The organism is Bacillus sp. JJ1562, from assembly GCF_036962705.1.
Classification (GTDB): Bacteria; Bacillota; Bacilli; order Bacillales; family Bacillaceae_L; genus Ferdinandcohnia.
This window is the reverse complement of the sequence record NZ_JBALOQ010000003.1, coordinates 129715-144914: the sequence shown is the minus strand read 5'-3', so window position 1 is coordinate 144914 and position 15200 is coordinate 129715. Positions and strand designations below refer to the sequence as shown.

Annotated in this window: 13 protein-coding genes; 12 read left to right on the top strand and 1 reads right to left on the bottom strand. The window is 38.6% G+C overall.

The features are described from left to right. The first annotated feature begins 93 nt into the window (after positions 1–93). The 12 genes from lspA to pyrE all read left to right on the top strand — a co-directional run bounded on the left by lspA (position 94) and on the right by pyrE (position 13359). Complete coding sequence (gene lspA / locus V7097_RS01625) at positions 94–582, top strand: signal peptidase II (RefSeq protein ID WP_335701840.1); 489 nt, start codon at positions 94–96, stop codon at positions 580–582. Next, on the top strand, positions 557–1465 hold the full coding sequence (locus V7097_RS01620; RefSeq protein ID WP_335701839.1) for an RluA family pseudouridine synthase: 909 nt from the start codon (positions 557–559) through the stop codon (positions 1463–1465). Before lspA ends, V7097_RS01620 begins: the two co-directional genes overlap by 26 nt. 221 nt (positions 1466–1686) lie before the next feature. After that, complete coding sequence (pyrR, locus tag V7097_RS01615) at positions 1687–2235, top strand: bifunctional pyr operon transcriptional regulator/uracil phosphoribosyltransferase PyrR (protein ID WP_335701838.1); 549 nt, start codon at positions 1687–1689, stop codon at positions 2233–2235. Between the two features lie 143 nt (positions 2236–2378). After that, entirely contained in the window at positions 2379–3692 is a 1314-nt protein-coding gene (locus tag V7097_RS01610; RefSeq protein ID WP_438824181.1) for a solute carrier family 23 protein, read from the top strand. Between the two features lie 158 nt (positions 3693–3850). Continuing rightward, the gene (locus tag V7097_RS01605) at positions 3851–4753 is read left to right on the top strand and encodes an aspartate carbamoyltransferase catalytic subunit (RefSeq protein WP_335701836.1); all 903 of its coding nucleotides are present in this window, start codon (positions 3851–3853) and stop codon (positions 4751–4753) included. Next, entirely contained in the window at positions 4750–6036 is a 1287-nt protein-coding gene (locus V7097_RS01600; protein ID WP_335701835.1) for a dihydroorotase, read from the top strand. Before V7097_RS01605 ends, V7097_RS01600 begins: the two co-directional genes overlap by 4 nt. Further along, positions 6033–7133 (top strand): carbamoyl phosphate synthase small subunit, encoded by a 1101-nt coding sequence (locus V7097_RS01595; RefSeq protein ID WP_335701834.1) that lies wholly within the window; start codon positions 6033–6035, stop codon positions 7131–7133. Before V7097_RS01600 ends, V7097_RS01595 begins: the two co-directional genes overlap by 4 nt. Then, complete coding sequence (gene carB, locus V7097_RS01590) at positions 7118–10330, top strand: carbamoyl-phosphate synthase large subunit (RefSeq protein ID WP_335701833.1); 3213 nt, start codon at positions 7118–7120, stop codon at positions 10328–10330. The genes V7097_RS01595 and carB overlap by 16 nt, the downstream gene beginning before the upstream one ends. Continuing rightward, a complete protein-coding gene (locus V7097_RS01585; RefSeq protein ID WP_335701832.1) occupies positions 10327–11106 on the top strand; it encodes a dihydroorotate dehydrogenase electron transfer subunit in 780 nt (259 codons plus the stop codon). Before carB ends, V7097_RS01585 begins: the two co-directional genes overlap by 4 nt. Continuing rightward, on the top strand, positions 11103–12014 hold the full coding sequence (locus V7097_RS01580; RefSeq protein WP_335701831.1) for a dihydroorotate dehydrogenase: 912 nt from the start codon (positions 11103–11105) through the stop codon (positions 12012–12014). The genes V7097_RS01585 and V7097_RS01580 overlap by 4 nt, the downstream gene beginning before the upstream one ends. Further along, positions 12014–12730, top strand: coding sequence for an orotidine-5'-phosphate decarboxylase (pyrF, locus tag V7097_RS01575; protein ID WP_335701830.1), 717 nt, complete (start codon positions 12014–12016; stop codon positions 12728–12730). The genes V7097_RS01580 and pyrF overlap by 1 nt, the downstream gene beginning before the upstream one ends. Then, positions 12727–13359: an orotate phosphoribosyltransferase gene (gene pyrE, locus V7097_RS01570; protein ID WP_335701829.1), complete on the top strand. Its 633-nt coding sequence runs from the start codon at positions 12727–12729 to the stop codon at positions 13357–13359. Before pyrF ends, pyrE begins: the two co-directional genes overlap by 4 nt. A gap of 21 nt (positions 13360–13380) precedes the next feature. Here pyrE and V7097_RS01565 read toward each other — a convergent pair whose 3' ends face one another. Beyond that, positions 13381–15093, bottom strand: coding sequence for an Rqc2 family fibronectin-binding protein (locus V7097_RS01565; protein WP_335701828.1), 1713 nt, complete (start codon positions 15091–15093; stop codon positions 13381–13383). Between the last annotated feature and the right edge of the window lie 107 nt (positions 15094–15200).

Below are 15200 nucleotides of genomic sequence, written 5' to 3'. Positions count from 1 at the left end.
CTGCTTCCTTCAACCCTCAAATTACGTTGTACACCTGTCCAATCATGTGCTAAAATGCAGAAAGGTAAAGTTTGTTAACATGGGGGCGTTTACGTGTATTATTATTTAATAGCTTTATTTGTGATTTTGTTAGACCAGGTGACAAAATGGGTGATTGTCCGTTATATGGAGCTTGGAGATTCAATTGAAATCATACCAAACTTTTTGTACATAACCTCGCATCGTAATCGTGGTGCAGCATGGGGCATTTTACAAGGGCAAATGTGGTTTTTCTATATTGTCACCATTATAGTTGTTGTTATGCTCGTTCTGTATATTCAACGTCTCAAACCAAACCAGCGCCTGTTTGGCATTGCGCTTTCACTAATGCTAGGAGGTGCAATTGGTAATTTTATCGACCGTATCTTTCGTAAGGAAGTTGTCGATTTTATAGATACATACATTTTTACATATAATTTCCCAATTTTTAATATTGCCGATTCCGCACTAGTTATTGGTGTTGGTTTGATCTTAATTTTAACACTATTTGAAGGGAAATTAGAAAAGGAGAAAACAGATGAATCAATTCGAACTAACGATTGAGGAGCACCAGCAAAATGACCGAATTGATAAAATTGTCTCTGCCGTTAATTCAGAATGGTCAAGAACTCAAGTTCAGTCCTGGATTAAGGATGGAAACATTACGGTTAATGGAAATAAAACAAAACCCAATTATAAAGGAATGCTTGGAGACAAAATTCAAATTGAAATTCCAGAGCCAGAACCTCTTGATGTTCTTCAGGAAGAAATGAATTTAGATATTTATTATGAAGATGCAGACGTTCTTGTTGTCAATAAACCGAAAGGGATGGTCGTGCATCCTGCGCCAGGTCATCTCAGTGGGACACTTGTAAATGGCCTTATGGCCCATTGTAAGGATTTATCGGGAATCAATGGAGTTCTTCGACCGGGGATTGTTCATCGAATTGATAAAGATACTTCTGGTCTATTAATGGTCGCAAAAAATGATATTGCCCATGAATCGCTAGTAAATCAATTAGTTGATAAAACAGTTACCCGTAAATATAAAGCAATTGTCCATGGAGTCATTCCACATGATCAAGGTACGATTGATGCACCAATTGGGAGAGATAAAAAGGACCGACAAAGCATGACTGTTACGGATGAGAACAGCAAAGTAGCAGTCACTCATTTTAATGTTCTAGAACGATTTAAGGATTTTACCTTTGTTGAATGTCAGCTTGAAACAGGAAGGACTCATCAAATCCGTGTTCATATGAAATATATCGGGTATCCGCTAGCTGGTGACCCAAAGTATGGTCCAAAGAAAACATTGGATTTAGGTGGACAAGCGTTACATGCAGGGCTATTAGGCTTTGTTCATCCTAGAACAAATGAGTATCTTGAATTTGAAGCACCACTTCCTGTATATTTTGAGGAACTTCTCGAAAAACTGCGTCATTAGAATTTTGTCACAGAAAAGGATTGACAAAATTCGATATGCATCGTAATATTAACTTAATTAAATGAGCCCCTTTAAAATCAGTCCCGTGAGGCTGAGAAGGAAACGGAAAAATACATAGGGATATCTATACCCCCATGTGTTAATTGTCTATGTCCTCTCACTAACGGTGGGAGGACTTTTTTCGTTAAGAGGGAGTAAACAATGTAAGTGAGGTGGAGCAAATGGCTGAAACCGAAAAAGCTGTAGTACTAGACAATCAAGCGATTAGAAGAGCGTTAACTAGAGTAGCTCACGAAATCATTGAAAAAAACAAAGGTATTGAGAATTGTGTGATCGTTGGTATCAAGACAAGAGGAATTTACTTGGCAAAGCGCATCGCAAGTCGAATCGAACAAATAGAAGGCAAAAAGATTGCTATCGGTGAAATAGATATCACTCTATATCGAGATGATTTAACTACAAAAACAGCAGACCGTGAACCAATTGTAAAAGGGTCTGATATACCAGTTGATATAACTAATAAAAAAGTCGTCCTAGTTGATGATGTTTTGTACACTGGAAGAACAGTAAGAGCTGCATTAGATGCTTTAATTGATATCGGACGACCAGCACAGATACAATTAGCTGTTTTAATAGACAGAGGTCATCGTGAGTTCCCAATTAGGGCTGATTATGTTGGAAAAAACATTCCAACTGCCAACTCTGAAAAAATAGTTGTGGAATTAGAAGAAATTGATGAAGTAGATCAAGTAACGATTCATAAAAAGTAAATAAGTACCCTTTAAATGTAGTCCAGAGAGGCTAACAAAGGGGTAGCATTCCTTCTCGTATCGTAAGGATTTGTGTACCTCTTTGTGTTAATACACAAAGATTTTTTTGTTTTAGGGTTTTTAAAATGAGGAGGAAAAACATAATGAATGATCGTCAAAAGGTTGTTTTAGGGATAAAAGAAAAACCATCAGCAGGCCTCTTCGCAATACTAAGCCTGCAGCATTTATTTGCAATGTTCGGAGCAACCATCCTTGTGCCGTATCTAGTTGGAATCAGTCCTGGGGTGGCTCTTATCTCAAGCGGGTTAGGTACACTAGCATTTCTTCTTATTACAAAGGGTCAGGTCCCTGCATACTTAGGCTCATCCTTTGCTTTCATAATCCCACTTCAAACAGCAATTGCAGCCGATGGTCCAGGTGCTGCAATGATGGCAAGCTTACTTTCAGGTTTAGTATATGGGGTTGTAGCTCTAATCATTAAAGCAACAGGGCATAAATGGCTTGTAAGAATTTTACCACCTGTCGTAGTTGGTCCGGTCATCATCGTAATCGGTCTTAGCCTAGCGGGAACAGCGGTAGGAATGGCAATGAATGATGCAAGTGGAGCATACAGCTTACAGCATTTTTCAGTAGCATTAGTAACATTAGCCATCGTGATTATCGCAACAATCTTCTTTAAGGGTTTCTTAAATCTTATCCCGGTATTAATCGGAATTATCGGTGGATATATATATGCTTTAGCCATTGGATTAGTTGACTTTTCGGCGGTAAAACAAGCAAAATTTATTGAAATGCCAGATTTTATTATCCCGTTTGTATCATACACACCGCATTTTTCAATGGATATGATTGCCTTAATTGTGCCAGTAGCGATTGTAACCTTATCAGAGCATATTGGACACCAAATGGTTTTGAGTAAAGTTGTTCATAAAGACTTGATTAAACAGCCAGGTTTACATCGTTCTATTATGGGTGATGGAGTTGCAACGATGATTGCATCACTAATTGGTGGTCCACCAAATACAACGTATGGAGAAAACATTGGCGTCCTTGCCATTACTCGTGTATTCAGTATTTATGTAATCGGCGGTGCAGCAGTTGTTGCAATTTTCTTCGGCTTTAGTGGAACGATTAATGCTTTAATTAGTTCGATTCCATCTCCGGTTATGGGTGGAATTTCCATCCTGCTCTTCGGTATCATTGCATCATCTGGATTACGGATGTTAGTGGATAGCAAGGTTGATCTTGGTGAAAACAGAAACTTAGTCATTTCATCGGTCATCCTTGTAGTTGGAATCGGTGGGGCATTTATCGAAGTATTAGGTTTTGAAATTCATGGCATGGCTTTAGCAGCAATAATTGGTGTATTACTGAACATCATTCTTCCTGGTGGAGAAGTGAACGAAGACGAAGATATATATGAGACTCATCATGAGGATGAAAACTCTGTTGCATAATGCAACACCTTTTAAAATAACCCAGAGAGGTTATTAAGGGTGTAAGGTTTTTGCGAAAGGGTATAGCTTTGATGTACCTTTTTATCCAAAAACCTTGTTAAAACACCCTTACCAATTTAGGTAAGGGTGTTTTTTATGAAAAATTAGGAGGAGAGAAAATGAATCATTTACTTACGATGACCGAATTAAGTATTGAAGACATTGACCGCATACTTTTTGATGCTGAGCTGTTTGCCCAAGGGAGCAAATGGAAGCTTGAAAAACAAACATTTGTAGCTAATCTTTTCTTTGAGCCTAGTACTCGTACACGCTTTAGCTTTGAGGTTGCTGAAAAAAGATTAGGTGCTGATGTATTGCATTTAGAAGCAATGAACTCCAGTGTGCAAAAAGGCGAAAGTCTTTATGACACTGTAAAAACACTTCAATCAATCGGTGCAAATGCAGTCGTGATTCGTCATCCAAAGGATGAATATTTCAATGAACTAAGAGATGGGATTAGTATTCCAGTCATTAATGCAGGTGATGGATGTGGTCATCATCCTACACAATCTCTCCTTGATTTATTAACGATTAAACAAGAGTTTACTAGATTCCAAGATTTAAATGTTTTAATTGTTGGAGATATCCGTCATAGCCGTGTAGCAAGATCAAATGCGGAAAGTTTAACAAGACTCGGAGCTAAGGTTCATTTTTCAGCTCCATTAGAGTGGCAGGATCGTACAAATCCATTTGGTGCATATGTCGACCTCGACCAAGGACTTAATGAAGCTGATGTCGTCATGCTACTTCGAATTCAGCATGAGCGCCATGAGTCATCCATGGGCTTAACGAAAGAAGAGTACCATGAAAAATACGGTCTAACGATCAAACGAGGCAAAAACATGAAAAAAGGAAGCATTATTATGCATCCAGCTCCAATAAATCGTGGTGTTGAAATGGCAAGTGAATTAGTCGAAGCAGGAAATTCTAGAATTTTTAAGCAGATGGAAAATGGTGTATTTGTTAGAATGGCAGTACTTAAAAGAGTGTTACAGCAGGTAGAAGGAGGAATTTTAATATGAGCACATTACTAAAAAACGCAAAAATTCTTAATGAACATGGTGAACTAATTGCTGGAGATATCAAAATCACAGATGGTTTAATCGAAGCGGTAGGTGCCGGGCTAGATCAAACCAATTGTGAGGTTATTGATGTAGAAGGTATGTTTGTATCAGCAGGATTCGTTGATGTCCATGTCCACCTTCGAGAGCCTGGAGGAGAACATAAAGAAACAATCGAAACGGGAAGCCTTGCAGCTGCAAAGGGTGGCTTTACAACAATTGCAGCAATGCCAAATACAAGACCAGTTCCAGATACAGTAGAGCAGATGAACTGGTTGCAACAAAGAATTAAGGATACGGCTCATGTAAATGTCCTTCCATATGCGTCTATCTCGATTCGTGAACTTGGCGAGGAGCTAACAGATATGAAAGGATTAAAAGAAGCTGGAGCATTCGCATTTACAGATGACGGTGTTGGAATTCAATCGGCTGGAATGATGCTAGAAGCAATGAAGCAAGCGGCAGCAATTGATATGCCGATCGTTGCTCATTGTGAAGAAAATACTCTCATTAATAAAGGTGCTCTTCATGAGGGGGAATTCTCAAAAAAGCATGGAATTAATGGAATTCCTTCTGTATGTGAATCCGTACATATTGCTAGGGATGTTTTATTAGCTGAAGCCACAGGCTGTCACTACCATGTATGTCACGTAAGTACAAAGGAATCAGTACGTGTGATTAGAGATGCGAAGCGTGCGGGTATACATGTAACAGCTGAGGTTACTCCACATCATTTATTACTGTGTGATGAAGATATCCCAGGACTAGACACAAATTATAAAATGAATCCTCCATTACGCGGGAAAGAGGATTTGGATGCACTGATTGAAGGTCTTCTTGATGGAACGATCGATTTTATCGCAACCGACCATGCTCCGCACTCAAGTGAAGAAAAGGCACAAGGAATGGCCCTTGCACCATTTGGCATCGTTGGCTTAGAGACAGCTTTCCCACTTCTTTATACTCATTTTGTAGAAACGAATAAAATCACATTAAAGCAATTAGTGGACCTTTTAACTAACAAACCAGCAAACACATTTAAGCTACCATTTGGAAGGTTAGAAGTTGGGAACAATGCAGATTTAACTGTAATTGATCTAAATTCTAAAGAAACAATTAATCCTGAAAATTTTGAATCAAAAGGAAAAAATACACCATTTGGTGGCTGGGAATGTAAAGGCTGGCCAGTCATGACACTCGTAAATGGCAGCATTGTTTGGCAGAAAGGAAGTGTTTTAGCATGAAGAGACAGCTTATTTTAGAAGATGGAACAGTATTTATCGGAGAAGGATTTGGAAGCAATACAGATAATATTGGTGAGGTTATTTTTAATACAGGAATGACGGGATATCAGGAAATCATATCAGACCCATCGAACTGTGGACATATTGTCACATTAACCTACCCACTAATTGGAAACTATGGGATTAATAGAGATGATTTTGAATCAATCCACCCAAAAATTAGCGGACTTATCGTGAATGAGGTTTGTGACCACCCTTCAAATTTTAGAAGTCAATTTAGCCTTGACGAATATTTCAAATCAAAAAACATCCCTGGTCTCTCAGGAATTGATACGAGAAAGCTTACAAGAATGATCCGTCAACATGGCACATTAAAAGGTGCGATTTGTGGGATGGACGTCAATGTAAAAGATGTTGTTAAGCAACTTAACGACATGACTTTACCAACAAACCTAGTGAAACAAGTTTCTACATCAAGTGCGTACCCAAGCCCAGGAAGAGGTCATCGCATCGTACTAGTAGATTTCGGAATGAAGCATAGTATTTTACATGAATTAAATAAACGTGGCTGTGATGTCATTGTCGTTCCATACAATACAACAGCAGAAGAAATTTTACGCTTGAGCCCAGATGGCATTCTTTTAAGTAACGGACCTGGAGATCCAAAGGATGTTCCAGAAGCAATTGAGATGATTAAAGGGGTTCTAGGAAAGATACCACTATTTGGAGTTTGCTTAGGACATCAATTATTTGCCTTAGCAAATGGCGCAGAAACTGAAAAAATGAAATTTGGACATAGAGGTGCAAACCACCCAGTGAAGGACCTAAATACAGGTAAAATTGCGATTACATCACAAAATCACGGTTATACAGTGAATAAAACATCATTAGAAAAAACAAAGCTTGAAGTTACACATATTGCACTTAATGATGACACAGTAGAGGGATTACGCCATTTAGAATATCCAGCATTTACGGTTCAATTTCATCCAGAGGCATCATCAGGACCTGACGATGCAAATAGCTTGTTTAATGACTTTTTGCAGATGATTGAAAACTTCAAGAAAGAAGGCGAAGAGCTATGCCAAAACGCTTAGACATTAAAAGTATATTAGTAATCGGATCTGGTCCAATTGTAATTGGTCAGGCGGCTGAATTTGATTATGCAGGAACTCAGGCCTGTCTTTCTTTAAAGGAAGAAGGATACCGGGTTATTCTCATTAACTCAAACCCTGCAACTATTATGACAGACGTTGAAATTGCAGACAAAGTATATATTGAGCCAATTACATTAGAATTTGTGAGTAAAATCATTCGCAAGGAAAGACCTGATGCCATCCTACCAACTCTTGGTGGACAAACTGGTTTAAATATGGCAGTAGAGCTTTCAAAATCAGGTATTCTTGAAGAATGTGGGGTTGAGATTCTTGGAACTACCCTTTCTGCCATTGAAAAAGCAGAGGACCGTGATTTATTCCGTAACTTAATGAATGAACTAAATGAGCCTGTGCCAGATAGTGATATTATCCATAACTTAGAAGAAGCATACAGTTTTGTTGAAAGAGTCGGCTACCCTGTAATTGTAAGACCAGCCTTCACGCTTGGAGGAACCGGTGGAGGAATTTGTAACAATGAGGAAGAATTAATTGAAATTGTAACAAGTGGTTTGAAAAATAGTCCGGTAACACAATGTTTATTAGAAAAAAGCATTGCAGGATTTAAAGAAATCGAATTTGAAGTAATGCGCGACTCAGCGGATAATGCAATTGTTGTATGTAGCATGGAAAATGTGGATCCAGTTGGAATTCATACAGGTGATTCTATTGTAGTGGCGCCATGCCAAACGTTAACTGATCGTGAATATCAGTTATTAAGACATACATCCTTAAAAATTATTCGTGCACTTGGAATTGAAGGCGGCTGTAATGTTCAGCTAGCACTTGATCCAAATAGCTTTACTTACTATATTATCGAGGTTAACCCACGTGTAAGCCGTTCATCTGCCTTAGCATCAAAAGCAACGGGTTATCCAATTGCAAAACTAGCAGCGAAGATTGCAGTAGGTCTAACTTTAGATGAAATGAAAAATCCTGTAACAGGTACGACATACGCAGCGTTTGAACCAACCATCGACTATGTTGTTACAAAAATTCCACGTTGGCCATTTGATAAATTCGAATCTGCTAATCGCCGACTAGGAACACAAATGAAAGCAACTGGCGAAGTCATGGCGATTGGTCGTAATTTTGAGGAGTCGATTTTAAAGGCAGTTCGTTCCCTTGAGGCAAATGTAATTCATATCGAACTTGAAGATGCAACAAATGCTGATCTTGCTACAATTGAAAAAAGAATTCGTAAAGCAGGAGATGAACGTCTATTCTATCTTGCGGAAGCAATTAGAAGAGGTATCACGATTCAGCAAATTCACGAATGGTGTGAAATTGATTTATTCTTCCTGCAAAAATTTGAAAATATTATTAAGCTTGAAGATACTTTACGACAAAATGTTGGTAATCTTGAAACATTACAACTTGTGAAAAAGAGAGGCTTTGCCGATTCAATAATTGCAAAGCTTTGGAATAAAACAGAAATTGAAATTTATGAAACTCGTAAACAAGCGGGAATTTTTCCAGTCTATAAAATGGTGGATACCTGTGCAGCAGAATTTGAATCAGCAACACCTTATTACTACGGAACATTTGCAGATGAAAATGAGTCAATTGTAACAGACCGTAAAAGCGTGATCGTACTTGGTTCAGGACCAATCCGTATTGGACAGGGAGTTGAGTTCGATTATGCGACTGTTCATTCTGTTTGGGCAATTAAACAAGCAGGCTATGAGGCAATCATTATTAACAACAATCCTGAAACAGTCTCAACAGACTTCAGCATTTCAGATAAGCTATATTTTGAGCCATTAACAATCGAAGATGTCATGCATATCGTAGAACTTGAGCAACCTGAAGGTGTTGTCGTCCAGTTCGGTGGTCAAACAGCTATCAATCTAGCAAGTGCATTAGATGAGCGTGGTGTAAAAATCTTAGGTACGTCTCTAGAAGATTTAGATCGTGCAGAAAACAGGGATAAATTTGAGCAAACAGTTATTTCACTTGGTATTCCACAGCCAAAAGGAAAAACAGCAACATCTGTAGAAGAAGCAGTGGTGATTGCAGAAGCAATTGGATACCCAGTGCTTGTGAGACCTTCTTATGTATTAGGTGGAAGAGCAATGGAGATTGTTTACCAAACTGAAGAACTTCTTTATTATATGGAAAATGCAGTGAAGATCAATCCGCAGCATCCAGTCCTTATTGACCGTTATTTAACAGGTAAAGAAATTGAAGTTGATGCAATTTCGGATGGGGAAACAGTGTATATTCCAGGAATCATGGAACATATCGAACGTGCTGGAGTTCACTCAGGTGACTCAATTGCCGTATACCCATCACAAACGTTATCAGAGCATGTAAAACAACAAATCATTGACCATACAATCTCACTTGCGAAAGGTTTAAATATTATCGGTCTGTTAAACATTCAATTTGTTGTGTATAACGAAGAAGTATTTGTCATCGAGGTAAATCCAAGATCAAGCCGTACAGTACCATTTTTAAGTAAAATTACTGGCGTACCAATGGCAAATATCGCGACAAAGGTAATTCTCGGACAATATTTACCTTCATTAGGATACACAACAGGATTACACCCAGAAAGTGAAGGAGTATATGTAAAGGTTCCTGTCTTCTCATTTGCTAAGCTTCGCAATGTAGATATTTCCCTTGGTCCTGAAATGAAATCGACTGGGGAAGTTATGGGTAAAGACTATACGCTAGAAAAAGCATTATACAAGGGACTAGTGGCTTCAGGAATCAGGATTCCAACCTACGGATCAGTGTTATTAACTGTAGCAGATAAAGACAAGGAAGAAGCCCTTGAAATCGCAAAGAGATTCCATACGATTGGCTATCAACTACTTGCAACAAGTGGAACGGCGAGCTTCATCCAAAAGGCAAACATCCCAGTTACGGTTGTCAATAAAATTGGATCAGAAACACCAAATTTAATTGATGTCATCCGTCAAGGAAAAGCACATTTCGTTATTAATACATTAACAAAAGGAAAGCAGCCTGCAAGAGATGGCTTTAGAATACGCCGAGAAACCGTTGAAAATGGGGTTGCTTGCTTGACTTCATTAGATACAGCTAAAGCAATCTTGAAAGTACTAGAATCGATGACATTCTCAAGTGAATCAATGGGTTCTCACGTGCAAAAGCGTGAGGTGGTACATTCATGATTAAAAAGGAGCAAATGAAGGTTGTCAGCCATATTCAAATTGCTAAGGATATTTTTGAGCTCACACTAGCGGGTTCATTGGTTCAAGAAATGGGTGGGCCAGGGCAATTTGTCCATGTAAAAGTAAGTGATGGAATTGACCCACTATTAAGAAGACCCATTAGTATTGCAAATATTAACTTAGAAAAACAAGAATGCACACTAATTTACAGAAAGGAAGGGCTCGGAACACGGGTCCTTTCTGAAAAAAACATCGATCAAACAGTTGATGTCCTTGGTCCCCTAGGAAACGGATTTCCAGTAGATGAAATCACGAAAGGGGAAACAGCATTGCTTGTTGGAGGAGGAATTGGTGTTCCACCTCTTTATGAATTATCAAAGCAATTAGTTGGAAAAGGTGTAAATGTCATCCACGTGCTTGGATTCCAATCAAAATCTGCTGTCTTTTATGAAGATAAGTTTAGTGAGTTAGGTAAAACTTATATCGCCACAGTAGATGGGTCTGTTGGAACAAAAGGGTTTGTGACAGATGTTATCACAAATTACGGAATTATATTTGATACTCTTTATTCTTGTGGTCCAACACCGATGCTTAAGGCACTTGAAAATGCATATCCTGACCGTAATGCATATATCTCATTAGAAGAAAGAATGGGCTGTGGGATTGGCGCGTGCTTTGCATGTGTATGTCATCTTCAAAATGACCCAGATGGCTCTTCCTATAAAAAGGTTTGCAGTGATGGTCCAGTATTTAAGGTTGGAGAGGTGGTACTATGAACAGACTTCAAGTTGAGCTACCCGGTTTATCACTAAAAAATCCAATCATGCCAGCATCAGGTTGCTTTGGATTCGGAAAAGAATACGCGAAATTTTATGAATTGAGCAGGCTTGGTGCGATTATGATTAAGGCAACAACTGTAGAACCTAGATTCGGAAACCCAACTCCCCGGGTGGCAGAAACAAGTGCAGGCATGTTAAATGCAATCGGATTACAAAATCCAGGGCTTGAAAAGGTACTATCTGAAGAGCTACCATGGCTTGAGCAATTTGATGTACCTATCATCGCTAATGTAGCTGGTTCACAAATTGAAGACTATGTCGAGGTCGCAAGAGAAATTTCCAAAGCACCTAATGTTCAAGCACTCGAATTAAATATTTCGTGTCCGAATGTTAAAACAGGAGGAATCGCTTTTGGTACGATTCCAGAGGTTGCGGCAGAGCTTACGAAATATGTGAAAGAAGCATCAAGTGTACCGGTTTATGTAAAATTATCACCAAATGTTTCAAACATCGTTGAAATGGCAAAAGCAATTGAAGAAGCGGGTGCAGATGGTTTAACCATGATCAATACATTAATCGGAATGCGCATCGACCTGAAAACCGGGAAACCTATTTTAGCGAATAAAACAGGTGGCTTATCAGGTCCAGCAATCAAACCTGTTGCGATTCGAATGATACATGAAGTGAGTCAGACCGTGTCAATTCCAATCATCGGTATGGGAGGCGTTCAAACGGCTGAAGATGTGCTTGAATATTTTTATGCTGGTGCAAGTGCTGTTGCAGTGGGTACCGCCAATTTTGTTGATCCATTTGTCTGCCCTACCATCATAGAGGAGCTTCCAGGTTTACTAGATAAATATGGATTTAGTCATATATCTGATTGTCAGGGAAGGAGCTGGAAGTAATGCACCGACCACTAATAATCGCTCTTGATTTTCCAAGTCTAACAGATGCGAAAGGTTTTTTAAAAGATTTTCAAGAGGAACAGCTTTTCGTAAAAGTTGGAATGGAATTATTTTATCAAGAAGGGCCATCTGTCATTCATTTTTTAAAAGAGCATGGTCACTCGATTTTCCTAGATTTAAAGCTTCATGATATTCCCAATACTGTATATTCGAGCATGAAACGCCTTGCAGGTCTTGGGGTTGACCTAGTTAATGTACATGCAGCAGGAGGGTCTAGGATGATGGAAGCAGCTCTTGAGGGTCTAGAAGCCGGAACAATTACAGGACAATTAAGACCTAAGTGTATTGCCGTTACTCAACTTACGAGTACAACTGAAGATGTGATGAGAAAAGAATTGCTAATAGAACGTAATTTATTAGATGTGGTTGTTGAATATGCAGCCTTAACGAAAAAAAGCGGCTTAGATGGTGTTGTTTGTTCGTCGCTTGAAGTTCCAGTCATTAACAGCAAGCTAGGAAAAAAATTTATGACAGTTACACCAGGAATCCGACAGGCAAATGATGAAATCGGCGATCAAGCGCGAGTGGTTACACCTGAAAAAGCACGTGAATTAGGATCAACTGCGATTGTGGTTGGTCGTTCAATCACACGTGCAGCTAACCCGTTACGAACATATAAACAAATGCAAGCAGCATGGGAAGGGGTACGAGTATGAATAAAGAAATAGCAGGTCATTTATTAGAGATTGGTGCGGTGTTTTTACAGCCAAATGAGCCATTTACCTGGTCTTCAGGATTGAAATCCCCTATTTATTGCGACAACCGAATGACCCTTTCTTTCCCACATGTACGTCAGGAAATCGCTAAGGGATTATCCAACATGATTCAAACCCACTTTCCTGAAACTGAAGTGATAGCCGGAACCGCAACTGCAGGAATTCCTCACGCAGCATGGGTAAGTGATGTTTTAAATTTACCGATGTGCTATGTACGTAGTAAAGCAAAAGCACATGGTAAAGGAAATCAAATCGAAGGTAAGGTAGTTAAAGGACAAAAAGTTGTGGTGATTGAAGACCTTATTTCAACTGGTGGCAGTGCGATTACAGCTGCTGAAGCACTTCGCGAAGCAGGCTGTGAAGTTTTAGGAATCGTTGCGATCTTCACATATAACCTTCCAGCAGCGACAGCTAGCTTAGAAGCTGCAAAGCTTTGTGCTCATACATTAACAGACTATCCTACTTTAATTAATGTAGCTCTTGAAAAAAATGTCGTATCAGAAAATGATATCGAAAGCCTACAAAGCTGGAGAGAAAATCCAGTTGAATGGAATACAAGTAAAGCATAAAAAAAGCCCTAGGAAGAGTTCCTAGGGTTTTCTATGTTTTATAATTACATCTTCTTCTGGTGTAACATATACGGTTTGTTGATTGTCATAGATAACATAGCCTGGCTTTGAACCATTTGGTTTTTTGACATGACGTACTAATGTGTAATCAACTGGAACAGAGGATGAGTTCTTAGCCTTACTGAAATACGCTGCAATAGTCGCAGCCTCAAGAATCGTATCATTTGCTGGTTGTTTACTTCTAATAATGACATGTGAACCAGGAATGTCCTTCGTGTGAAGCCAAATATCATCTCTTGCTGCTAGTTTATTTGTTAAATAATCATTTTGTTTATTGTTTTTACCAACAAGGATTTCTGTACCATCACTCGCCACATAATGCTCGATGGATGGTTTCGTAGGCTTCATTTTTTTATGTCCTTTTTGTTGCTTGTTTTTTAGATAACCTTCCTCCATTAGCTCCTCACGAATTTCCTGTAGATCCTTTGGTGCAGCAGATTCGATTTGCTGTAACAGAGAGTCAAAGTAAGCAATTTCCTCATCAGCCTTCTCAATTTCATGTTTTACATATGCGACAGCATTCTTTGCCTTCTGGTATTTTGAAAAATAGCTTTGTGCATTTTCAGATGGTGTTTTTTGGGGATTTAATGGGATTTTTATCATCTCATTGTCATCTGAATAGTAATTTAAAACTTCAATCTCTTTATCGCCCCGGGTTATTGCATAAATATTTGCTGTCACTAACTCACCAAATAACTTATATTTTTCAGCTTTTTCCGATTCCACTAACGTTGCTTCAAGCTTTTTGATTTTCTTCTCATTTTTCGTTTTTTCATTAAGAATAAATCGCTCTAGATCGTTTCCTTGCTGCTTTACCCTGTCTCTTTCTGCTTTCCCGAAATAAAAACGATCTAGCATCCCACTAATCGTCGCGAATTCTTTAGCCTCACCGCCAATATGATGTAGAGGAAGGATATAGAAATAGTCTTTCTGACCTTTGGTGATGATGTGTGGATTAATCTGATTTTGCTTAATGGTCTCAATCATCGACAAAAATGGTCCTGGCAGTGTTTTGCGATTGGCTATTCCAGCTCGAAATACAACTTCTTTTGCAAATAGCGGGGAAATGCCAGAAAATTTATTCACAATTTGTTGATCTAATTTGCCAGAATTAAAGTCGATTTTTTTCAAAAATGCTTCTTCATCGACTGTAAAAGGGTCCGTCTTTTCTTGGACAGGTGGCGCAACATATGTATTTCCTGGTAATACCGTGCGGTGACGATTGACCGCTGGTGAAACATGCTTAATGCTATCAAGGATTGTCTGCTTTTCCGTATCAACAAGGATGATATTACTATGTCTACCCATAATTTCAATGATTAGTTGTTTTAATGAGACATCTCCAAGTTCATTTCGACCTCTTATGTCAAAGATGATGATTCTGTCCATGTCTACCTGACGGATATTTTCAATAATGCTACCTTCAAGATGTTTGCGAAGCAGCATACAAAACATCGGTGGTTCATGTGGATTATCATAGGATTCATTTGTCACATGAATACGAGCGTAGCTAGGATGTGCAGATAGCAATAGCTTATGATTCCGTCCATTTGATCGAACCTGAAAAATTAATTCGTTTTTATATGGTTGATAGATTTTTGAAATTCTCCCATTTTCAAGTGTTTGTTTTAATTCATTCACAATTTGCTTTGTGAATATCCCATCAAATGTCATACAAGTATCCTCTTTTCTAATTCAATAGAAGGTAAGCCTTCTAAATCTTTTCAATCTAATTGTACCAACAAATAGGTAACTTAGAAAAAGTATAGCATTTTTTTGGA